The 20,834-nt window shown below is 36.8% G+C and carries 22 protein-coding genes and 6 pseudogenes; 9 read left to right on the top strand and 19 right to left on the bottom strand.

Features of this window, described 5'->3' with window-relative positions; all coding sequences use genetic code 11:
• Nucleotides 1–121: 121 nt before the first annotated feature.
• The 3 genes from cotR (at nt 122) to ACWHAR_RS15230 (ending at nt 2,317) form a co-directional block, all read left to right on the top strand.
• Nucleotides 122–1,087, top strand: coding sequence for a sporulation hydrolase CotR (cotR, locus tag ACWHAR_RS15220; protein ID WP_032873043.1), 966 nt, complete (start codon nt 122–124; stop codon nt 1,085–1,087).
• Between the two features lie 356 nt (nt 1,088–1,443).
• Nucleotides 1,444–1,761: a PadR family transcriptional regulator gene (locus ACWHAR_RS15225; protein WP_012116900.1), complete on the top strand. Its 318-nt coding sequence runs from the start codon at nt 1,444–1,446 to the stop codon at nt 1,759–1,761.
• A complete protein-coding gene (locus tag ACWHAR_RS15230) occupies nt 1,748–2,317 on the top strand; it encodes a DUF2812 domain-containing protein (protein WP_032873041.1) in 570 nt (189 codons plus the stop codon). The genes ACWHAR_RS15225 and ACWHAR_RS15230 overlap by 14 nt, the downstream gene beginning before the upstream one ends.
• Nucleotides 2,318–2,421: 104 nt before the next feature.
• Here ACWHAR_RS15230 and ACWHAR_RS15235 read toward each other — a convergent pair whose 3' ends face one another.
• From ACWHAR_RS15235 to ACWHAR_RS15270, 8 genes and pseudogenes are all read right to left on the bottom strand, one after another.
• On the bottom strand, nt 2,422–3,102 hold the full coding sequence (locus tag ACWHAR_RS15235; protein ID WP_032873039.1) for an aspartate/glutamate racemase family protein: 681 nt from the start codon (nt 3,100–3,102) through the stop codon (nt 2,422–2,424).
• A 390-nt stretch (nt 3,103–3,492) separates the two neighbouring features.
• Nucleotides 3,493–4,269: a sulfite exporter TauE/SafE family protein gene (locus ACWHAR_RS15240; protein ID WP_029974195.1), complete on the bottom strand. Its 777-nt coding sequence runs from the start codon at nt 4,267–4,269 to the stop codon at nt 3,493–3,495.
• A 59-nt stretch (nt 4,270–4,328) separates the two neighbouring features.
• Nucleotides 4,329–4,556 (bottom strand): sulfurtransferase TusA family protein, encoded by a 228-nt coding sequence (locus tag ACWHAR_RS15245; RefSeq protein WP_003156135.1) that lies wholly within the window; start codon nt 4,554–4,556, stop codon nt 4,329–4,331.
• Between the two features lie 33 nt (nt 4,557–4,589).
• A pseudogene (locus tag ACWHAR_RS15250) lies at nt 4,590–5,754 on the bottom strand (MBL fold metallo-hydrolase).
• Nucleotides 5,720–6,289 carry a sulfurtransferase TusA family protein gene (locus tag ACWHAR_RS15255; RefSeq protein WP_032873034.1) on the bottom strand — a complete coding sequence of 190 codons (570 nt, stop codon included), beginning with the start codon at nt 6,287–6,289 and terminating at the stop codon, nt 5,720–5,722. Before ACWHAR_RS15255 ends, ACWHAR_RS15250 begins: the two are co-directional and overlap by 35 nt.
• Nucleotides 6,290–6,354: 65 nt before the next feature.
• Complete coding sequence (locus ACWHAR_RS15260; protein WP_014416982.1) at nt 6,355–6,723, bottom strand: rhodanese-like domain-containing protein; 369 nt, start codon at nt 6,721–6,723, stop codon at nt 6,355–6,357.
• Nucleotides 6,724–6,767: 44 nt separating this feature from the next.
• Entirely contained in the window at nt 6,768–7,250 is a 483-nt protein-coding gene (locus ACWHAR_RS15265) for a DsrE/DsrF/DrsH-like family protein (RefSeq protein ID WP_032873032.1), read from the bottom strand.
• 161 nt (nt 7,251–7,411) lie between these two features.
• Nucleotides 7,412–7,672, bottom strand: a complete 261-nt coding sequence (locus ACWHAR_RS15270) for a metal-sensitive transcriptional regulator (protein WP_014416981.1) — start codon at nt 7,670–7,672, stop codon at nt 7,412–7,414.
• A gap of 488 nt (nt 7,673–8,160) precedes the next feature.
• Here ACWHAR_RS15270 and ACWHAR_RS15275 point away from each other — a divergent pair, with 488 nt between their 5' ends.
• Nucleotides 8,161–8,622, top strand: a complete 462-nt coding sequence (locus tag ACWHAR_RS15275) for a CarD family transcriptional regulator (protein WP_032873030.1) — start codon at nt 8,161–8,163, stop codon at nt 8,620–8,622.
• Nucleotides 8,623–9,254: 632 nt separating this feature from the next.
• Here ACWHAR_RS15275 and cspC read toward each other — a convergent pair.
• Together cspC and ACWHAR_RS15285 are read right to left on the bottom strand one after the other, a co-directional pair.
• On the bottom strand, nt 9,255–9,458 hold the full coding sequence (cspC, locus tag ACWHAR_RS15280; protein WP_003156143.1) for a cold shock protein CspC: 204 nt from the start codon (nt 9,456–9,458) through the stop codon (nt 9,255–9,257).
• Between the two features lie 446 nt (nt 9,459–9,904).
• The gene (locus ACWHAR_RS15285; protein WP_074534332.1) at nt 9,905–10,003 is read right to left on the bottom strand and encodes a molecular chaperone TorD family protein; all 99 of its coding nucleotides are present in this window, start codon (nt 10,001–10,003) and stop codon (nt 9,905–9,907) included.
• A 184-nt stretch (nt 10,004–10,187) separates the two neighbouring features.
• On the opposite strand from ACWHAR_RS15285, the gene ACWHAR_RS15290 reads away from it, so the two are divergent.
• Nucleotides 10,188–11,183: a fatty acid desaturase gene (locus ACWHAR_RS15290; RefSeq protein ID WP_202596927.1), complete on the top strand. Its 996-nt coding sequence runs from the start codon at nt 10,188–10,190 to the stop codon at nt 11,181–11,183.
• 605 nt (nt 11,184–11,788) lie between these two features.
• On the opposite strand, the gene ACWHAR_RS15295 is transcribed toward ACWHAR_RS15290, so the two are convergent.
• On the bottom strand, nt 11,789–12,427 hold the full coding sequence (locus ACWHAR_RS15295) for an NAD(P)-dependent oxidoreductase (RefSeq protein ID WP_014416975.1): 639 nt from the start codon (nt 12,425–12,427) through the stop codon (nt 11,789–11,791).
• 197 nt (nt 12,428–12,624) lie between these two features.
• Here ACWHAR_RS15295 and ACWHAR_RS15300 point away from each other — a divergent pair, with 197 nt between their 5' ends.
• The 3 genes from ACWHAR_RS15300 (at nt 12,625) to ACWHAR_RS15310 (ending at nt 13,752) form a co-directional block, all read left to right on the top strand.
• Nucleotides 12,625–13,068 carry an Rrf2 family transcriptional regulator gene (locus ACWHAR_RS15300; RefSeq protein WP_015239220.1) on the top strand — a complete coding sequence of 148 codons (444 nt, stop codon included), beginning with the start codon at nt 12,625–12,627 and terminating at the stop codon, nt 13,066–13,068.
• Between the two features lie 93 nt (nt 13,069–13,161).
• Nucleotides 13,162–13,356, top strand: a complete 195-nt coding sequence (locus tag ACWHAR_RS15305; RefSeq protein ID WP_045555027.1) for an AAA family ATPase — start codon at nt 13,162–13,164, stop codon at nt 13,354–13,356.
• A gap of 54 nt (nt 13,357–13,410) precedes the next feature.
• Nucleotides 13,411–13,752, top strand: a complete 342-nt coding sequence (locus tag ACWHAR_RS15310; protein ID WP_012116882.1) for an MmcQ/YjbR family DNA-binding protein — start codon at nt 13,411–13,413, stop codon at nt 13,750–13,752.
• 262 nt (nt 13,753–14,014) lie between these two features.
• On the opposite strand, the gene ACWHAR_RS15315 is transcribed toward ACWHAR_RS15310, so the two are convergent.
• The 8 genes and pseudogenes from ACWHAR_RS15315 to ACWHAR_RS15350 form a co-directional block, all read right to left on the bottom strand.
• Nucleotides 14,015–14,440 (bottom strand): MaoC family dehydratase, encoded by a 426-nt coding sequence (locus ACWHAR_RS15315; protein ID WP_032873026.1) that lies wholly within the window; start codon nt 14,438–14,440, stop codon nt 14,015–14,017.
• 125 nt (nt 14,441–14,565) lie between these two features.
• A pseudogene (locus tag ACWHAR_RS15320) lies at nt 14,566–14,917 on the bottom strand (cystatin-like fold lipoprotein); the annotation flags it as partial.
• Nucleotides 14,918–15,077: 160 nt separating this feature from the next.
• Complete coding sequence (locus tag ACWHAR_RS15325) at nt 15,078–15,392, bottom strand: MarR family winged helix-turn-helix transcriptional regulator (protein WP_072588824.1); 315 nt, start codon at nt 15,390–15,392, stop codon at nt 15,078–15,080.
• 339 nt (nt 15,393–15,731) lie between these two features.
• Nucleotides 15,732–17,135 (bottom strand): MFS transporter, encoded by a 1,404-nt coding sequence (locus ACWHAR_RS15330; protein ID WP_032873021.1) that lies wholly within the window; start codon nt 17,133–17,135, stop codon nt 15,732–15,734.
• Between the two features lie 38 nt (nt 17,136–17,173).
• Nucleotides 17,174–17,583: pseudogene (locus ACWHAR_RS15335) on the bottom strand (BCCT family transporter); the annotation flags it as partial.
• Nucleotides 17,584–18,256: 673 nt separating this feature from the next.
• Nucleotides 18,257–18,397, bottom strand: a pseudogene (locus tag ACWHAR_RS15340) (IS1595 family transposase); the annotation flags it as partial.
• Nucleotides 18,394–18,458, bottom strand: a pseudogene (locus tag ACWHAR_RS15345) (phosphatase RapI inhibitor PhrI); the annotation flags it as partial. The pseudogenes ACWHAR_RS15345 and ACWHAR_RS15340, both read right to left, overlap by 4 nt.
• Nucleotides 18,436–18,591 (bottom strand): annotated as a pseudogene (locus tag ACWHAR_RS15350) (tetratricopeptide repeat protein); the annotation flags it as partial. The pseudogenes ACWHAR_RS15350 and ACWHAR_RS15345, both read right to left, overlap by 23 nt.
• Nucleotides 18,592–19,107: 516 nt before the next feature.
• Here ACWHAR_RS15350 and ACWHAR_RS15355 point away from each other — a divergent pair.
• Complete coding sequence (locus tag ACWHAR_RS15355; RefSeq protein WP_032873017.1) at nt 19,108–20,829, top strand: ribonuclease YeeF family protein; 1,722 nt, start codon at nt 19,108–19,110, stop codon at nt 20,827–20,829.
• Nucleotides 20,830–20,834 lie beyond the last annotated feature (5 nt).

Genomic DNA, 20,834 nt, shown 5'->3' on the forward strand with positions numbered 1-20,834 from the left:
TATTCTTTCCCGACTCGCTGGATTGGTAATTTAAGATAAGAAGATATTCATTCATCCATACAATAGACTCTGGCTGAACATATACTGAATGATAGTTTTCATCAGAAAGGAGAAATCAGCTTTGGCAAAATATCGGATCATGACCTTTGACGGGGGCGGTACCTTAGGTGCTTTAAGTTTACAACTATTGAACAGACTGGCTGAAGAAAATCCAGCATTAATAAGCCGAACCCATGTATTTGCGGGAAACTCAATCGGTTCATTTACTGCCCTTGCATTAGCAAGCGGAAGATCTCCGAAGGAAACACTTCAGTATTTTGAGGATGAAATCCTGCCCGCATTCAGCACTTCCCGGCCGGGCGGACCTGTTTTCAATCAGCAATTACCATACTCCGGTTTTATTAAAGCGGTACGAAACTTTTTCCCGCCAGGCCTTCGTCTTAAAGATGTAAGAAAACGAATTGTTGTCCCTTCATTCAAATTATACTCCCCCGCACTGGATCGTTGGACGCCCGTATTATTTCACAACTTTCCCGGCTCTCCCTATTTAAATGAGAAAGTGAGTGATGTCATACTGCGGAGCAGCGGTGCCCCCGCGACGCAGCGAGCCTATCAAAACTACGTGGACGGATATGTAGTGGCAACGAACCCCAGTACGGCCAGTATCGCGTTTGCGGTTGGTAAAGCCAACGTGCCATTGGATCAAATTGCGGCGCTATCCATCGGTACAGGTGAAGCCCCGACTCGGTTAAGAAGAGATACGAGAGGGTGGGGAATGGTAAGTGCGGATAACATACGTCCCGAAAACCTGAAGAACCTTCCTCCAAATTGGGGAGTTCTTTTGGACAGGTCGCCTAATGAACCTTTACTGCCATTTCTTCAGATGATCGCCGGCGGAAATGGCTACTATGAATCTATGGTCAGCGCGAACCTTCTGGGAGACCGCTTTTTCCGGTTAGATCCGCGGATTCCTAACTTCTCCAAAACAGACCCTTCCGTGGTTCCCGCTGTCATTGAAATTGCGAACAAAACCAACTTACAGCCTGCGAATACATTTATAGAGAAAAACTGGAACGACAGCCACTAAGGAAATTCACATCTTAAAACAATGAACAAAAAATACCAAGGGACTCAAAACCCTTGGTATTTTTAATGCGGCTGAGAGGGTTTGGACCTTCACGGGTTAATTATACGCTGGGCATTTGATAAAGTGAAAGCTTATTACCGCCCGGCATTTCAAGCACTGAAGTTAAGCATTACACCCAACAATCGGGCCATTTAATTGAATAGGACTACTCAGAAGCCGCTTCCCATTACGTAAGAAAAGCGACTTTTTAGATTTGATTTTCAAGTTCCTTTGACAAATTTTGAAAAGACCATTGACTATTCAGTTGGACTGTATTAAGTTTAACTATATAGTCAGACTGAATAGAGGATGAGGATATGAAACATAAATTATTACCGCTGTCTGAAACCATGCATTATATTTTATTAGCTTTGCGGGAGCCGCTTCATGGCTATGCCGCCATGCAGAAGATCGAAAAGATGAGTAACGGAACTGTTATTTTAGCAGCCGGCACATTATACGGCGCGATTGAAAACTTGAATAAGCATGGCTGGATTGAACCTGTTGGAGAGTCGGGCCGGAGAAAAGTTTATATGATAACTGCGGAAGGAAGCGCCATTTTGAAAATGGAACAAAACAGGTTACTGCATATTTTATCCCTGTACGAAGGAAGTGAATCGAATGAAGACATTTAAGATGTTTTTTGATATTGAAAAAGAGGAGCAATGGCTGAACGAGCAATTGCAAAAAGGCTATCGCTGTACAAATATCAGCGGATTAGGAATATACACTTTCGAAAAAACCGACAAGAGATATGTGATGAGACTGGATTATCATGATTATTTATCAAAGAAAAAGTTCAAAGACTACAGAGAGATCTATGAAGACTTCGGCTGGAGTTATATAAACAGCCCATGGCTTAGCGGAACTCGATATTGGCAGAAAGAAGATGATGGTCAAAATGAAATCTTCTCGGATCGCCAATCAAAGAGTAGTTATTATAAAAGACTAATGAGTTATTCATCTTGTTTTGGTTTACTTTGCTTATTTTATTCTTATTTGATTTACAAGGATTCAGGTTTGTATTTAGCTGAAGGTCTGTGGAGTATGGAAGGCGCAATGTTTTGGAAAGCATTTTTATTTGAAACTCCATTTGCCCTTTTAAGGTCGCTTCCCGCTCTTATGGCTGTTGTCTTCGGCATCAGTTACTATAAAGCGTATCGAAAATATTCAATGTTAAAGGAACAATAACGCGGGGAAGTTACATTCAAGAAGTAATCGAGGATTATATATCTGCCGAAGCCGGGCGCTTTAACGGAAAAAAGCGCCCTGAATTTGCTGATAAATCAGACGGCTTATTTTGTTAATGATACATACTTATTTACAATGGCTTGAGCGAGACAAGCTGATGAATCAACAATGTTGAGTTCGCTGCTTTTTTGATCCGTGACCATATTTAAATCCGTACATGCAATGATAACAGTATCAACCTTTTCTGCTAAGTCACGGTGTAATTCATCATATAATGTACCAGCCTCATTGATTTGACCTTGTTTAATCTTTTCTATTATGTGATCGACATAGATTTGCCAACTATCTTGATGTAAAAAATCATAACCTTCTCTGTTTAACGCTTCTTGAAATATTCCAGATTGAACCGTAGGAACGGTGGCTAAAAGAGCTGCTTTTTTTGAACCTTTAGATATTTTTTTTATGGTTTCATCAACCATGTTTAGTAAAGGGACTGAAAGCGATTTTTTTATTTGATTAAAATAGATATGTGCGGTATTACATGGGATGGCAATAAAATCAACACCCGTTTTTTCAAGCTTTACAGCTCCCTCAATAATTGCCTTTTCCATGTCCGTATGATTGAGAGGTTTATTCATATAGAAAGGAGTCGGACAAGAATAAATCATCATATGAGGGAAATCCATGTCATGTATTGCTCCATATATTTTTTGGCACTCGTCTACTACCTTATCTACAAATGGCCCAGTAGATTTTGCCCCCATTCCTGCCAGTATTCCAATCATAATTGTCCTCCTCTGTAAAAATGTGTACGAATACGATCACGATGAGTTATTCTTGTGTTTCTCATCTGAATCTGCTCTCATTTCATTTTGGCTGTCTTCTCCTATTTTATCATTTCATTAATCGAAAAAGGGTCTTTAAAAAAGATAGCTGGCAAACCAGACGACTTGCTATAAGTAACGGGGCAGCTGTAAACAAAAAATACCAAAAGTGTCAGAACCCTTGGTATCATTGTGATGCGGCTGAGAGGTCTTGAACCTCCAGAGGTTATTCACCCGCTGGGCCCTCAATAAAGTGAAACTGTGCTTTCTATTACAAAACCTTTATATATTAGTGTTTGTTTATAAGGAGTGATGAATCTTTTAATCTTTCATTTTACCCGCTGACTCATATCAAAGGAGCTCTAACCAAATTTTAATAGCTGTCGCACTTATTAATAGCGCTAAAATCCATTGCAGGAATTTTGTATTTACTTTTTGCCCAACTGATGCGCCAATAGGAGAAGCAATTAAACTGACAATCATAAGAACCAGAGCCGGTGCAAAAAGAACCTGGCCCGTGATTACTTTTCCAACTGTTGCGCCAATAGATGAAAGAAATGTAATCGCAAGAGATGAAGCGACTGTGATTCTAACAGGGATATTTAAAATCGATAACATAATGGGGACTAGGATAAAAGCGCCGCCAGCTCCTAAAATACCTGATACGCCACCAATGATAAACGCTAGGGACGAAGCCAACCATTTATTAAATATCACTTCTTCGTCTTCGCTATGTTCTTGTCCTTTTTTAGGTATAAACATTAAAACAACTGCTAGTATAGCCAGAATTCCGTAGATAAAGTTAATTCCTTTTTCAGATATATAATGAGAAAAGTAACTCCCCAATACACTCCCTAAAAGGATGCTGCTTCCCATGTACATAATTAACGCTTTATTTAAAAAACCACTTTTACGATAAGCCCAAACACCGCCAAGTGTCGCAAAGAAAACTTGAATAGCCCCTATCCCTGAAACTTCATGGGCAGTTAATGACATCACTCCCACTAAAGAAGGAATGTATAATAGCATTGGATAATTAATAACTGATCCGCCAATACCCATCATTCCGGAAATAAAGGCACCAATAAACCCTATAATGAAAAGAGTTGTGATAAAGGCAATATCCATTTTAGTTCCTCCTTTCAAAGAAAAAGGGCATCTTTGTATTCGATACCCTTTCACATTCATTAGCCTTTTTTAATCCAGAATTTCAATACATCGCCTTCATCAGTTTGCTCTAAAAGGTCATGCCCGCCTGATTTAGACCAAGCTGCAAGATCATTTTTAGCTCCCTTATCTGTTGCATGCACTTCTAATATTTGACCTGATTCCAGTTCATTCATCGCTTTCTTTGTTCTGACGATTGGCATTGGGCATGCCAGGCCTTTTGCGTCTAATACTTTATCTGATTTCATGTTCATCTCTCCTCTTTTTAATAGAAACTTGTGTTACCGTATTGCACAGCGGTTTGGACCAATCTCCATTTCACGCTGTTTTTCTTCATCCGGGCTGATTTTCCCCATGTTTGTTTTCCGAATCTCTTGGTATGCATTTGGCTGCGGAGGCAAATGATCTGTTACTAGGTGTCTAAATTCTCTTTCATCCGCAATGTTCAAACCATGGTTCTCGCTAAATAATGTACTTAGTTTTTTACCAACACTTCCATCATCATTTAGCTCGTCAATGATCATAAAGTGTGCCGGTAATACAATTAAATCCTGTGATAACGCGTTGTAACGGCTATAAAGCGTTGTTCTTAAATCTTCCGCCCAATCTTCTGCCATACCGGCTAAGTCTGGTCTTCCGATTGAATCAATAAACAAGATATCACCTGAAAGAAGATACTGATCATCGACAATGAAAGAAGTGGAACCAATCGTGTGCCCCGGTGAATAAATCGGTTGAATGCCAATCTTTGTGTTTCCAATGACAATATCGTTGCCTTCTTCCAGCGGCTGATAATCAAATACCGCTTCTTCTGCATCCTTCGGTGGTAACCAGTAGGTTGCTTTTGTTTTTTCAGCTATGACTCTGCCGCCTGAAATATGGTCTGCGTGAAGATGTGTATCAAATACGTGAGTAATCTCCGCACCCTTCTCTTTCGCAAAGTCTATAAAAATATCCGCCATACGTGTCGCATCAATAATCGCTGCTTCACCATTGGAGATGACCATGTATGACAGGCAGCCTTTACCGATTCGAACAAACTGATACATCTCACCGCCATCTTTTAAATCCCCGACTTTTACCGGCTCTAAATGTTCGCTCCATGCTTTCATTCCGCCCTTAAGATAGGATACAGAATGACCTGCTTCAGAAAGCATTTCGGATACCATGACAGATGAACCTTCTTTTGCACAAACGACCAGCACTTCTTTATCAGAAGGAATTTTCTCCAAGATATCTTCTACGCCATCTAAAAGATCGAAATACGGTACATTTAAATGGTCAAAATAATGTCCTTCAATCTTCCAATCGCTAAAATCATTTTCATTACGCACATCCAAAATAAATAAAGATTCTTTGTGAAAGATTTTTTGTGTGACTTCTTTTGCGGTAAGTGCTTGCACGGTCATGTTTACATACCTCCTTTTTCTGTTTTGCCTGTCCAATCCCGCATACCGGGAATAACATTAATAACCTTTTTAAAACCTTGTTTTTTCATGGTGTGAGCTGCCATTTCACTTCTTCTTCCTGAATGGCAAATAATATAAATTTCATCATTTTTGTTTAATGCGTTAGAGCGCTTTTCCACTTCGCCAAGAGGGATATGCACCGCTCCGGGGATATGGGCTTCTTCATACTCCTCGATCTCTCGTACATCTAAAATGTGAAGAGACTCATCACGATCCACTTTCTGTGTGAAAGCTTCTAATGAAATCTCAGGAATTGAAGATGCATTTTCTGATGAATGCTCTCCTCCTTTTCGAAGAAAGTGACGAAGGACTTCTCCCTCTGTTTCAGTACCTAGATATTCATGGCCTGAGCTTTTTGCCCATGCTTGCAGATCTGTCGCCGATCCTTTATCTGTTGCTTGAATTTCTAATATGTCACCAGCTTTTAATTCTTTTATTTTCTTCTTTGTTTTTACGATAGGCATTGGGCATGACAAGCCTTTAGCGTCTAATACAATATTTGCTTTCACGATTTTTTCCTCCTTTTCTTATATAGGGGTGGGGGTATATAAATATGCAAAAAGTTACTCTCTGGATGTTAATACCATGTATTCATACCACCTTTTATATTTGTGATATTTTTAAACCCTTGTTTCTTCAATATTTTACTTGCCTTTATACTTCTCATTCCGCTTTGGCAGATCACAAAGACGTCTTTGTCTTTCGAAAGCTGATGAGTTTGACGAGGCAAGATAGACAAAGGAATATTTTTGAACCCTTTAATATGCCTTGTGCGGAACTCATAAGGTGTTCGTACATCTATAAACTGTTTGTCTTTATTTTTCAGCTCTGACTTTAAATCAGCAGTTGTTATTTGTTTAACACCATGCAATGGGAAAAAACGTCGAAATACGATCCAAAGTAAAAATAAAATGAGTAAAGTATTGAACATTACTCCGCTATTCATAGTGTTATAACCCCCTTCACTTATTCAATTTGCAATGGATAACATTAGATAAATAAGTTGACATTGCCTTCTTCAGCATCTGCCAAATAAGCAGCTACACCAGCATAGTCGATATCATCTAATAGTTCTTTTTCCTGTAAACCAAGAAGATCCATTGTCATCGTACAAGCTACGAGCTTTACACCTTGTTCTTGAGCCATCTCAATCAACTGAGGCAACGTAAGTGCATTATGCTTTTTCATCACATTTTTAATCATTTTAGGGCCTATACCTGCAAAGTTCATTTTAGATAAACCCAACTTATTAGCACCGCGAGGCATTATCTTTCCAAACATTTTTTCAAGAAATCCTTTTTTCACTGGAATCAGCTCTTCTTTACGTAAAGCGTTTAATCCCCAAAACGTATGGAAGATCGTCACTTCATGATCGTAGGCAGCTGCACCATTTGCAATAATATAGGCTGCCATTGCTTTGTCATATTCGCCGCTAAATAAAACAATTGTTGTGCGTTTTGTTTGTTTTGTCATGTTTATTCTCCTGACTAAATCACTATTACCCCTGGGGGTATATTAGAATTAAAATTTTTTTCGAAAGATCTCCTATTATTCAATCCAAAATACCGGTAGGGGTATATTATAATAAATAAAAAAATTCGTCAACCTTAAAGATGATAGGTTGATGAATTTTTTTATCGGCTCTTTACCAATAATTCGACCGCTTCTTTTACTAAGTGTTGTGTGTCTTCTCCCTTTTCTAAACTTTCACGAACACAATGTTCAAGGTTTGTGCTCACAATCAAACCCATTGCTCGATCGATCGCATTACGTGAAGCAGCTAATTGGGTCACAACCTCTCTGCAATCTTTTCCTTGTTCCATCATGGTCAATACACCTTTTATCTGTCCTTCTATCCGGCGTAAGCGATTTTTAATCTTTTGATCATATTCCATGCGTTGAACTCCTTCTTTGAAATTTATATATTTGCATGTTATCAACTATCACTTCATACTCTGCTTTATCACACTACATTATTAACTAGATAATGTTTGTGAATCAATATTATACCCTTACAGGTATACTGTCAATTTTCAAGACGGCATGAGAATGATTATAAAGAGTTAATATTAGTATCCCCTGTTTTACGTTAAACCCAAAAGATTAATCACAATTGATGTCAAGGCATGAACTCCTAAAGGAGATTTAATAACTCATTTTCAACGAAAAACTGATCTCTGTTAATTAGTCGAGATTCCAAGATATACACGGACCAATTGACCTTTCCTTTTTTAGGAATCCCACAGGTTCCCTCTTATTTTGATGTTGTTTTTTAAAAAAAGTTATTGACACCAATAAATGACCATGTTATCATTAAAAATTTGATATCTCACTCCATATATGGTAACCTTAAGTTAAGTTCCCATATATGGAGGTGGATTATATGTTTCAAATTGGCGATAACATTGTTTATCCAATGCACGGAGCAGGTACAATTGAAGCCATAGAAGAAAAACAATTCTTAGAGGAAAAACAACAGTATTATGTCATAAGAATGTCAATCAGTAATATGACAGTTATGATTCCAACGCGTAAAATATTGAGTTCAAGTATACGGCCAGTTACTGATATACGTGCATTAAAACACATTATACACATTTTTCAGCATGGTGAATCAGATAGGTTACTGCCATGGAAGCAAAGGTATGTAGTAAACACGAACAAAATAAAAACGGGTGAAATACAAGAAGGCGCTGAAGTTGTACGTGATTTAATGCGAATGAAGAAAGAAAAAGCACTTAATTCAAGCGAAAAAAAAATGTTGGATAATGCATATGAATTTTTGATTAGTGAACTGGAAGTCATTAAAGGAATCACTGAAAAACAAATAAAAAGTTTCTGCTAAGGTTAATTTTAAATAATGTTTTGCATTCCAAAAAGCATTCGAAAGTTTTCTGAATATTACGATTAGACGTTCAACTTCTCCAACTTACTTTTAAAACATTAACCGCTTTTATTACTCCTACAATCTAATCTGTTTTATTTTTTTCTTCAACGAACACTTGAATTCTCGATGAAATAGTCACTTGATTTTTGTAATCCTGATTCACACTGGCACGGACAAGGAGCCGTAAGGATGGAAGAGAGGCAGGGCTTTCATTGTTTTAGGTCTAAGTGATTATTTCCAGAAGAAAAAACAACCACTCCCCTCTTTATCTTTAAAAATTTCTTACATCTGCTTCCACAGTGAATAGCAGTTGTTTATCTTCTTTTCATAAAAGAGATATGCGAATTGTAACAAAGAATAACATACAGTTATCTTGAGAACATAAAAACAAATCATTTATATATATTCCACATATCGTCAATCCGGTATGTTATACTGTAAACAATCCTTTGAGGTTTTAAACCTTTTTCTTACCTTGTAGCAACTGTCCCTACTCGAACGTTGAGTAGGGTTTTTTTATTCAGTATGATACAGAGAACATAAAAAAACAGGCCCTATATAAAGAGCCTGTTTGTATAAACGATTGAAGATTAAGCAGTTTTTTGAACGTTAGCAGCTTGAGCTCCACGAGCACCTTGCTCAACGTCAAACGTTACTTTTTGACCTTCGTCTAAAGATTTGAATCCGTCACTTTGGATTGCAGAAAAGTGTACGAATACATCGTCTCCATTTTCACGTTCGATAAATCCAAAACCTTTTTCTGCATTAAACCATTTAACTGTACCTTGTTCCATTTTTGTTGCCTCCTAGTGTGTTACACATTGTATTACTATCCTTGCCCAAAGTATCATCAAGACGAAAAGTCGATATTCATACTATCCTTTACACGAACAAAAATAATTCTCCTTTATCATATCACGAAACGGAAATAACTGCAAATTAATAATGTGTTCATTCATGTTTTATTTGTTAAACCTGTCGATACCAGTGCAAAATAAGATGCCTATTAATAGCTATGGTTTGAAAACACCGTGAAAATGAATCACGAGTGCCTTCAAACCCAGTACTTCATATTGATTGTTAAAGGTTTCTTTAAAAAGCTCAGCTGTTTCTTGTTCAAGCACAAAATATTCTTGGCTGTTCACTGGTATAGCTTTGTTTCTGCACATGTTTCCAAACGATCACTCAGGTATACCCCTATTTTAACGGTATTAACTTGTCATGTTTGTTCCTCAAACAATCAAAGTTTACGGTCTAAATAAACTGATTCACATAGGGGAGCATGGAGAGAGTTTGGCCCGATAAAGAGCTGGGTATAATCTTCATACGCTTTTTGTATCCCGGCTGGCCCTTGCTAATAAAGATTTAATTGAGATGGAGATCATTTTCTGACCTTCAATAATTTTACACAGGATTAGGAAAGATACTTATTATACATGGGGTATAACAGCTGGGACTTCAAAGGCAATAAAACGTTTTCTATACGCAGATTAAGAACATCAGGGAAGGGGAAGCTTTTAAAAATGAATGAACAAAACCTAAGGACTTTGAGAAAACTGGTTACCCCTTATGAAAAGTCCGATTTACAAAAAAGTATTTATCAAATCATTAACACATTGGTGCCGTTTTTCCTGTTATGGTGTTTGGCCTATAAGAGCTTGTCGATTTCTTATATCCTTACATTAGCGATTTCTGTCGTTGCAGCAGGTTTTTTAGTGAGAACCTTCATTATCTTTCATGATTGCTGCCACTATTCCTTTTTTAAGAACCGAAAGGCGAATCGAATCCTTGGAACAATTACAGGAATTCTGACTCTGCATCCGTTTGATCATTGGGCACACGATCATTCTGTCCATCATGCGACAAGCAGCAACCTGGACAAACGCGGTACGGGCGATATTTGGGTACTGACTGTTGAGGAATATAAAGAAGCCTCAACTAAGACAAAAATAATGTACCGTTTGTACAGAAATCCGTTTGTTATGTTTATTATCGGACCGATTTACGTCTTCGGGATTACCAATCGTTTTAATCGTAAAGGGGCAAAACGCAAAGAACGGATGAATACATATGTAACCAACCTGGGGATTGTCGCTTTGGCAGCACTTTTATGTTGGGCTATCGGCTGGCAAAACTTTCTGCTGGTCCAGACGCCAATTTTTATGATATCGGGATCCCTCGGAATTTGGATGTTTTATATTCAGCATACGTTTGAGGATTCATATTTCGAAGAAGATGAGCATTGGGAATATGTAAAAGCAGCCGTTGAAGGAAGCTCTTTTTATAAGCTTCCAAAAGTCATGCAATGGTTAACAGGCAATATCGGTTTCCATCATGTTCATCATTTAAGCCCAAGAGTCCCAAACTATAAGCTTGAAATCGTGCATAATAACACTGAACCATTGCAAAACGTTCCGACCATCACACTGGCAACAAGTATTAAGTCGTTAAAGTTCCGCCTATGGGATGAAGAAGGCAAAAAATTTGTTGGTTTTACCCACTTAAAAAAAACTTCCTAAAAGCCAGGTATCAGCTCGGGTAAGAACGGATTAAATAAACGCCCATAATCGATGATAATGGGCAGTGTATCTTGCAGAATAAAAGTGCAGACTCGCGCAAAGATTTTGTGCAGAGGTCAGCACTTTTTTAATGCCACATGCACTTACAACAAAAAATACCAAAGGTGTCAAAACCCTTGGTATCATTGGGATGCGGCCGAGAGGACTTGAACCTCCACGGGTTATTCACCCGCTGGGCCCTCAATAAAGTGAAACTGTGTTTTCTGTTATAAAACCATTGTTCTAAACACATTTGCCGCACTAATCGTTATTTATGTCTTGATCTATTCAATCAAGTTTAATCGATATTATTCGAAAGTGACATTATGAAGTTTTGACTGACCCCTTACCGTACTTAATAATAAAAATCATGTTGATAGGTGTATTTTTAAAAAGCCCACTCACGAAAACGAGTGGGTTTACAAAAGCTCTAAACGTGATACCCCTTTTTCATAAAAGTAATCCGCTACTCTGATTGCAAAGTTTTCAATGTCTCCGTACATTCTTAGAAGGAAAATACCATTAGCGATGACACTAATGGTACCCCTTTGTTTCTACTCAATCACTTATTCAGCTTCTCCAACCACTGTAAAGCGTTCATTTATATGTTTTGGATTTTCGATTTCATCCAATACTGCAATTGCATAGTCTGCATAGCTGATATAACTTTCGCCTTTCGAATTCACAAGAAGATGATCTTTTCCCGACTGATAAAATCCAGTTCTTTTCCCGTCTGGGTCAAATACCGCTGAAGGACTGATAAATGTCCAGTTAATATCAGAAGTTTCCTTTAGTTCTTGCAAGTTACGACCTTGCCCTTTAGCTGTTGGAATAAAAATCTCCGGGAAATCAGGTGTATCCATTACACTGACAGTTTTATTTTCGTCTACATAAAGACTCCCTGCTCCACCTACAATTACAGCTCTTGTACCCGTTCCTTTTAATGCCCTAATTAATGCCCGGCCAGCATCTACATGTGCCTGTTCTTCTCCTAATGGAGCACCGAAGGCATTAACTATTACATCTAACTTTTTTAGATCATCCGATGTAAGATCAATTATATTTTTTTCAATGATTGAAATCTTTTCCTCTTTAAGTTTTGCAGCATCTCTTACAATTGCAGTTACTTCATGTCCCCTGCTTACCGCTTCTTTCAAGATAAGACTTCCAGCTTTTCCGGTTGCACCAATGATTCCAATTTTCAATTTAAAGTCCTCCTAATCATTCAAAATTTTAAATGTAACCATATTGATTACATGTAATAATTTTAGTTACACCTTATTTATTTGTCAATACTTTTATCATCTTGTTAATTGAGCATATTAGAGTAAAAGAACTTGTAATACATTCAGTTACAAGTGTACTATAAAGAGTGTAATGTAATTAGGATGGTGAAGAAATCATGTCTATTAGCAGCCGTTTTGCTGTAGGAATTCATATATTGGCTCTTATTGAAATAAATGAAGACGGAATTAGCACTTCTGAATTTTTAGCTGGAAGTGTAAATACAAATCCCGCCTTCATAAGAAAAATTATGGGGATGCTGAAAAAAGCAGGTTTAGTAAATGTTCGGCCAGGTATTGCAGGAGCTGAATTAGCGAAGGATTTAACTGAAATCACCTTACTTGATGTTTATAGAGCAGTTAATGTTGTTCAAGATAAAGAATTGTTTAGTATACATGAAAATCCCAATCCTCAATGTCCTGTAGGCCGGAACATTCAAAGTACAATTGGTCCAATATTTGAAATCGCCCAATCTGCCTTGGAAAAAGCTCTTGGGCATATCACAATTGAGGATGTGGTAAAGGATATTATTGAAAAAGAAAAATTGACCAATAATTGCTAAATGATTTCACAGAAAATCTTTTATCAGACTGGGAATAAAAAAATGGCTTTTTCATGAACAAAAAAAGAGCAGACATAAAGTCTGCTCCTTTTGATGAAAGATTTAGATTACGGTAAGGGATATAAATATGCTCATGATACAGAGGAAAAATTAACGACAATGCAGACGATGCCAGATTCTTTAATAGGGCGTGAGTATTACTATCCAACAACTCAAGGTTCAGAAGCTAAGTTCAAACAAAGACTTGAGGAAATCTCGGATTGGTATAAAAGAAACCGCAAATCTTAGTTTGAACGAATATGTTCTGTATATAAAAATAATGAGGTATGGGGTGAATTGATAATGAATTATGATGGAATAAAAGATTACTGCCTAACCTTTCCAAACTCTTATGAAGACCATCCTTTCGGAGATGGTTGGACTGCAATTCGTCACAAAGGGAATAAGAAAATATTTGCACTTATCTTCACTCGCGACGAACACTTATGTGTCAACCTTAAATGCGAACCTGAAAGGGCTGATTTTCTACGTGGTCTTTTTGAAGAAATCAAGCCCGGATACCATATGAACAAGGAGCATTGGAATACTCTTACCTTAGATGAGGGACTCCCAGAGCACCAAATCCATGACATGGTAAAGTACAGCTTTGAACTGACAAAACCAAAAAGTAAAAAGGAAACATAACATCGAAGGATAGAACGCTCATTATAGATATTCATCCGGTGCAATGGTACAGAGGAATATGCAAAAACTTCAAGGCAGCAATGTTTAAATTCGTATTTACGAGATGATTTTTTCGTTATTGTTAGTCCTTTGTTTCTTGACATGGGTTGAACAAATAAAAAAGAGCAGACTCAAAGTCCACTCAATTAATTAAGATGATTGCTCATTTCATCCAGACATCTATAAAAAATGAAAGGTGACGATGATATGCCACAAAGGTCATTTAGCGTTTAATTAATACTGATAACTCACCTTCAAACACTTTTTCCTCTTTCTGATTATAGGTAGATAACAATACAGTAAGTATCCCCGTCTGGCTTTTATTTGGTTTTTTATCAATAACCTTAACAATAGTGTTCAGTCTATCATTAGGGTAAACGGGTGCTAGGAATTTTATATTATTCATTCCTGTCCCAGCAATAATATCGTCTTCATGACGCCCTTCTTCAATCCAAAGCTTAAAAGTAATAGATAACGTTTGTATTCCAGAAGCAATAATTCCATTAAATCTGCCCATTTTTGCTTTTTCTTCATTTAAATGCATGTATTGTGGGTCATACACTTCTGCAAAATTCATTATATTCTCTTTTGTTAATTCAAAAGATTTAGTTTGAAAAACCTGCCCGATGGTGAATTCATCCAACTTCATAAATAAATCTCCTAGAATCTAAACTTTATTATTAAATCTACGTAGCATTTTAACATACTGGCTCTCACACAACAACTTAACGGTAAAACAATTGTTCCCCTATCAGGAATGAACAAGCACATTGTTTTTGTTTCCTTGCCTTTAACCTCTTTATAATCAGGTGTTTTCTTATAAAGACCAAGGCGGTCGCCATCACCATCACCCGGCATATGTGCCATTTCCTCATAAGAATCTCCAAGCTTCTCATAATAAGAATAAGCAGTCAGCCTACGAGAACTTTCTTCTGGCTGATAAAACACAAGTTGAATATATTTCCCGTCATCATATACACGAATTATGGCGTTATCTCTTTTGTGCTCATCTGAATCTGCTCGCATTTCTTTTCTGACTTTCTTCTCCTGCTTCATCACTTCATTAATCATTATCATATTTACTACCGCCGCACGCAGTCAGCAGAAGGATGAAGGTGACTGACAAATCATACGACCTACTATAAGTAAGTGGACAGTAACAGATAAGTTTCTATAAACAAAAAATACCAAGGGTGTCAAAACCCTTGGTATCATTGATGCGGCCGAGAGGACTTGAACCTCCACGGGTTATTCACCCGCTGGGCCCGCCATCTATATTCATAAAACTATTGCTCAGTTGTCAGCATGTTAAGTAAATTACGAATTTCCTTGTTATAACTTTTAATTTCTTCTTCATTACAACCGGTTTTATCAAATACTGCATTAGGTATCATTGTGACTTTTTCTTTAAACTCATTCCCTTCAGTTGTTAACGTAATAATTACACTTCGTTCGTCCTCTTTTGAACGCTCTCTTATAATAAGACCTCGCTCCTCAAGTCGTTTTAAAACTGGAGTTAATGTTCCGGAGTCTAGATATAATTCTTCGCCTAAACCTTTAACAGATATTTTTTCCTTCTCCCATAAAACAAGAAGAACCAAATACTGTGATTAACGTACAAGTTCTCGTTTTCTGCTTTGGACCCCATATAGAAAATAAAAAGCCAGCTCTCCTTCGGGAGAAGAACTGGCATAACAAAGCTTCTTGCTTCTTATTTTGCTGTATTGCTCGGACCTTTTAATATCTCTTCGTTCTTGCGTCAATGTTTTATTATTAGGACACAACCAATAAAATAATGACGATCGAGAATAGCAACGCTGCTTTTGCAAAGCAGTAAGCCCTCCAGAATATAAAAGAGCTGCAGTTCTTGCTGCTCGGATAATCCCAGCTTATTCTGAGTCTGTATTTCGAGTAGCCGGTCAATTAAATGGATGTTTTTTTCATTCCTTTTCTGTTTGTTCCATTTTCCACCACAGTGCATCTTTTGGATTTTCAACAGCTTCTTGAAACTCAGCCTTAGAAGCAACTGTTGGGTAAGAACCTTTTAAAGATTTACCTGAAGTATCTTTAAATAAGGTTAACACAACTATTAAGCCAATTAAACTAACTGCTAATAAATAGAAACCCGGCGCCAAATTGTTTCTTGTCACATGGGTTAACCAAGAAGCAACTAAAGGTGTTGTTCCACCAAAAATAGAAACTGATAAGTTGAATGTCCAGGATAATGTACGATATCTAATGTCAGTATGGAACAACGTAGGTAAAGATCCTGGCATAGTGCCTTCGTATACAGATAATACAATACCTAACATTAAAAGTCCTATAAATAAGAATGTTATATTCCCCATATTAAGAAATTGAAAAGAGATAATCGAAAATACAATTCCTAATACTAATCCAATTGATATAACTTTTTTATTTCCTAATTTATCTCCTAGTTTACCGAAAGTTAAAGCGAACGGTACCATAATAATCAATACAATTGCTGTAACCGGTGTACTTATATTATCACTTATACCAAGGTTCTCATCTAAATAAGAAGGCATATAACCTAACAATAGGTAATTGGTTATATTGAAAAACGCCACAAATACGATACATAAAAAGATATCTTTTTTATATGTTTTAATGACTTCTAATAAACCGGGTTGTTGTTCTTGGTTTTCAGAGATGTCATTTTCAAAGATTGGTGATTCATCTAAATGACTTCTCAAATATAAACCAAATAATCCTATTGGAATACTTAAGAAGAAAGGAATTCTCCATCCCCAACTATTCATTTGAACATCAGATAAAGTCCAGAAAAGTACTGTAACTAAAACAGAAGCTACTATATAACCAGATAATGTGCCGATTTCTAAACCGCTGCCTAACCTTATACGCTTATTATCTGGAGAAGATTCTGCGATATATACCATTGCACCAGCGTACTCTCCACCCACAGAAAAACCTTGCAGAATACGAGCTAAGAGTAATAATATAGGGGCCCATACACCAATCTGATCATAGGTAGGAAGCACACCAATTATTAAAGTAGATAAAGCCATCATTAAAATAGTAATTGTTAATACTATTTTCCGACCAAATTTGTCACCAACTTTACCAAAAATAATTCCGCCTACCGGTCTAAGCAAAAAGGCAATTGCAAATGTAGCAAAAGTAAATATTAACTTTAATTCATCGTTTTGAACTGGACTGAAAAAGTTTTTACTAATAATAACTGCCAAATAAGAATATAAAGCAAAATCAAACCATTCCATCGCGTTTCCTATCCCTGTAGCAAACACGCTTTTCTTCGCTTTTTGAATGTCTACAACGTTAATTTTTTTCTTGTTAAACTTCATTTAATAATATCGACTCCTTAATTATCAAATCCACATTATACAAGCGTATAAACGGTCCAAGCACGCAGTCCCAGAATGTATAGCGTAATGCTTCTCTAAAAGTCTGGGGGTTTCTGTTTCACCTGATGGAGAGCTAACGGCATAGTGGATGATTGGTTCAACTGTACCTTAAAAGACTCGACTAATATCCATATCAGCCAAATAACATTGTAAACCAGGAAAGAAGGATGAAATTAAGTGTTTTCGCTGGTTTCCTTAACTTATTTTTGCCGATTGGACTAAAAATAATACAAAAAGCAACAAAAAGAGAAACATCCAACAGATAATACCAGCCAAAGCGGTTAGTGATATATCCGTGGGCTGTGGTTGGTATTTTCTGCAGAATATTTGGAGAAATGATTCCCCTTAATACAGCTCTATTGTGAATATTATCACAATCAAAAAAAATTTTATTTCTTCAAAGTATCCTAAACCTTTATTTTAGTTCTTCCGTCTTCCAATATGTTTATTATAAGATTGAGGTCGTTCCTTAGAATTATTTACTGATTCTATCTTTATTACCCCACAATCAGGTGAAACAAAACACTATAAACGTACCATATCTTTTTAAAATCTGACAAGCCCAACAGGGTGATAGAAACCCGGCTAAAGCCCAGCTAGTCAATGGATAGAAGAAATTTTTTTGTTTTTCCCAAGGAATAACCGTCTGCGTTTAATCCAGCCCAATTAGAAAGAAAAAGAGCAGGAGTAATCCTGCTCTTTCATTCAAAACTTTAATTTGTATGAAGAATTTCGTATACCTTTTCGACTTTCTTTACCTATTAATCAGTATACAGACTACAACAGAAATAAGTAGCACCGGGTATGAAATAATGGATGCATTTAAACAGGCCAATCACCGACAATTGAATTTATTGCATGACACCTAACAAAATTATTTTTTAAATCCAGCTGGAAATAAAGAAACATTTCTTAGGTAATGGTTTTATTTTTGGTAAATCGACATGTATTTGTTTCCCTTTCCCTGTAATCCAAATGTTTCGATATGAACATTTAATCCTTTCATACATTTATCACAATTTTAACAAATTTTTAACTGAACTTGGTAAGTTGAACAAAGATTAAACATTGAATTTTGACAATCGCAAACTGTCATATGTGTCCGTCATATCAAAAGAATCTCTTTAATGTGTTGTTTAGTGCTTTCGTTACGGCGACTATCGACAAATAAGACCAAGCAAAGTATTGTCCAGATAGTTTGAGTATTTTGATCACTTTGCAATAAGTTATTGAAAACACACTACCTAAAATCACTGCAGCCAATAGACACCGGCTGATTTTCATCAATCATCTCCCCTTTTTTAATTTTCGTAGAAAGCATTAAGCTTCCTCGTTCATGAAAATAATCAGCGACTTCAATCGAAAAATTTTCAACATCAGCAAACATTTTCCTCGAAGTCTTGGTTTTCTTCCATGCTTAGCAGCACTTTCTCTGCTTTTGCAAATTGGAGTTTGAGGCATTAGTAACTATCTATAAATAATGAAAATATTTGTGCGATGTCTACTGCAAATGACTTACTTTAGGTAAGCGGGCAGTTTGTGGGCAGTAGATCATTTAAAAATAAGCACAAAAAAATACCAAGGATCTCTATAACCCTTGGTATCATTGAGATGCGGCCGAGAGGACTTGTACCTCCACGGGTTACTCACCCGCTGGGCCCTCAACATTGTAAATCCGTATCACTGATTATGAAAGCTTGTTTTCATTACACTTTCTAACACCACATTACATCATTTCTATAGGTTTGAATGAATTATGGTTAATAATTGGTGAGAAAAAAAACCCCCTTAATTCCCCACTTCTCGAAATCTCATTACGTTCAATTCATTACCTCTTCTTCAACAATTTTTTCGAACTTCACATCCTATCCATGGTAATATTTAGATATAAACTTACTGAAAGGATTGTCCAATGAAAGTATTTGAAGCAAAGTCTTTGTTATCTGAAGCTGAAAACCGAGCAAACGATTATAAAGAGTTGAAAAATCAAATGATTAATTTAAGAAAAGCCTTTACGGCAGTTGCTGATCTTGATGATAGTGAGTTCTCTGGGAAGGGAGCAAACAATATTAAAGCATTTTTTCACGATCACACCGGTGTAGCTGATCAATGGATTGATTTAATTGATATGAAAATCGCTTTCCTTACTAGCATCTCCGGTATTCTGGAAGATGCCAGCTTATCTGATGCATATATCGAAGAATCCTTCTTAGAACACGAACTGGCAAACGCATATAGAAAATCACAAGCAATTATGTCCGAGCAGAAGAAAGCAATGAAAGATATACTGAGTGATATTGATGACATTCTTCCACTTGATTTATTTTCAACAGAGGCTTTTAAGGATGAGCTCTCGTCCGCCGAAAACAAACGAAAAAAAACTATTGAGAAAATAGGCGATACAGACGAGAACTTAAAAACTGAATATGCAATGACTGAACCTAACGAACAATTTATTAAAGCAGACTTTCAAAAGTTACAGGAGTCAACAGGTAGGGGCAAAAACGCTTCACCTATACATTATAATGCCAAGGCTTATCGCGAGAGTGACATACATAAGAAAAAAGGCGATATCGAAAAGCGGTCTGAAGCTTATTTAAAGCTCAAAAAAGAGGAAGCTAAACAACGCGAAATTAAAGATTTGAAAAAACAGCTTGTAAATGTAACAGATCCTGACGAGTATTTAAAAATTGCTGAAAAAATTGGATACGAAAATTTGGAGCCTGACCAAAAAGTTTATTTCCGCCAGCTCGAAGAACTTCAACAAAAAGCCGAAATCGGAAAAGGTATTGCAGTTGGAATGTATGAAGCAGGTAAAGATACCGTGATGGGTCTCTATCAACTTGCAATGCACCCTATTGAAACGCTTTCTGGAACGGTGAACGCCGTCTTACATCCAATCGATACTTATAAGATCATAGCAAAAGACATAGAAGACACTTTCCAACGTGATATGATTAATGGAGATAGCTACAGCAGGGCAAAATGGGTGTCCTATGTCGGCAGCACTGTTGTTCTTGCAATAGTTGGTCCAAAGGGTATTGATAAAGTATCCAAAGTTGCAAAAGCCGGTTCAAAATTTGCTGCAATTAAGACACTTGAAGTTTCAAAAACAGGAATAAAAAAAGGGATTGAATACGTTAAAATACCAAATGTTTTTGAACAACAATATGCAATGGCTGGCGGTTCAGGGACTTTTCCTTTCAACACAATTGATGGGGAGAGTTATAAAAACTCTGCACTTGAAGTTTTTAAGAACCAGTCTGCTACACATGGTATAAAAAAAGCAAAGCCGCATGAAGTTGTAAACGAATTAGAGACTTTTCAAAGCAGGAAATACATTTTTGGAGGACAATCATTTCTCATTGATAAACGTGGAATGAAGCATATTTTAGAGCGCCATCATCCTAGTTTATGGGATGGTTCAGTTAAGTCTCGTCAATCTTTTCTCAATAAAGAGATGACTGTTAGCGATGTTGCAGATGCGATAGAATCAATCATGAAACAAAACCGTGAAGAGTTAGTACAAAAAGGAACAAAATTCAGTTATCAAATTAGAGGAACGTATAAGGGTCAGCAATATGTTGTAGGCTTTCAAAAAGGAAGAGTAGGTCAATTCTATCCGGAAAAATAGGAGAG

The sequence above is a fragment of the Bacillus sp. LR--39 genome (assembly GCF_053613335.1).

What these genes read in the sequence shown, in the direction of transcription:
- ACWHAR_RS15225 (WP_012116900.1), top strand. Translation starts at nt 1,444, where the DNA reads ATGAAACATAAATTATTACCGCTGTCTGAAACCATGCATTATATTTTA.
- ACWHAR_RS15230 (WP_032873041.1), top strand. Translation starts at nt 1,748, where the DNA reads ATGAAGACATTTAAGATGTTTTTTGATATTGAAAAAGAGGAGCAATGG.
- ACWHAR_RS15235 (WP_032873039.1), bottom strand. Translation starts at nt 3,102, where the DNA reads ATGATTGGAATACTGGCAGGAATGGGGGCAAAATCTACTGGGCCATTT.
- ACWHAR_RS15240 (WP_029974195.1), bottom strand. Translation starts at nt 4,269, where the DNA reads ATGGATATTGCCTTTATCACAACTCTTTTCATTATAGGGTTTATTGGT.
- ACWHAR_RS15245 (WP_003156135.1), bottom strand. Translation starts at nt 4,556, where the DNA reads ATGAAATCAGATAAAGTATTAGACGCAAAAGGCCTGGCATGCCCAATG.
- ACWHAR_RS15260 (WP_014416982.1), bottom strand. Translation starts at nt 6,723, where the DNA reads ATGAATAGCGGAGTAATGTTCAATACTTTACTCATTTTATTTTTACTT.
- ACWHAR_RS15265 (WP_032873032.1), bottom strand. Translation starts at nt 7,250, where the DNA reads ATGACAAAACAAACAAAACGCACAACAATTGTTTTATTTAGCGGCGAA.
- ACWHAR_RS15270 (WP_014416981.1), bottom strand. Translation starts at nt 7,672, where the DNA reads ATGGAATATGATCAAAAGATTAAAAATCGCTTACGCCGGATAGAAGGA.
- ACWHAR_RS15275 (WP_032873030.1), top strand. Translation starts at nt 8,161, where the DNA reads ATGTTTCAAATTGGCGATAACATTGTTTATCCAATGCACGGAGCAGGT.
- cspC (WP_003156143.1), bottom strand. Translation starts at nt 9,458, where the DNA reads ATGGAACAAGGTACAGTTAAATGGTTTAATGCAGAAAAAGGTTTTGGA.
- ACWHAR_RS15290 (WP_202596927.1), top strand. Translation starts at nt 10,188, where the DNA reads ATGAATGAACAAAACCTAAGGACTTTGAGAAAACTGGTTACCCCTTAT.
- ACWHAR_RS15300 (WP_015239220.1), top strand. Translation starts at nt 12,625, where the DNA reads ATGTCTATTAGCAGCCGTTTTGCTGTAGGAATTCATATATTGGCTCTT.
- ACWHAR_RS15305 (WP_045555027.1), top strand. Translation starts at nt 13,162, where the DNA reads ATGAAAGATTTAGATTACGGTAAGGGATATAAATATGCTCATGATACA.
- ACWHAR_RS15310 (WP_012116882.1), top strand. Translation starts at nt 13,411, where the DNA reads ATGAATTATGATGGAATAAAAGATTACTGCCTAACCTTTCCAAACTCT.
- ACWHAR_RS15315 (WP_032873026.1), bottom strand. Translation starts at nt 14,440, where the DNA reads ATGAAGTTGGATGAATTCACCATCGGGCAGGTTTTTCAAACTAAATCT.
- ACWHAR_RS15330 (WP_032873021.1), bottom strand. Translation starts at nt 17,135, where the DNA reads ATGAAGTTTAACAAGAAAAAAATTAACGTTGTAGACATTCAAAAAGCG.
- ACWHAR_RS15355 (WP_032873017.1), top strand. Translation starts at nt 19,108, where the DNA reads ATGAAAGTATTTGAAGCAAAGTCTTTGTTATCTGAAGCTGAAAACCGA.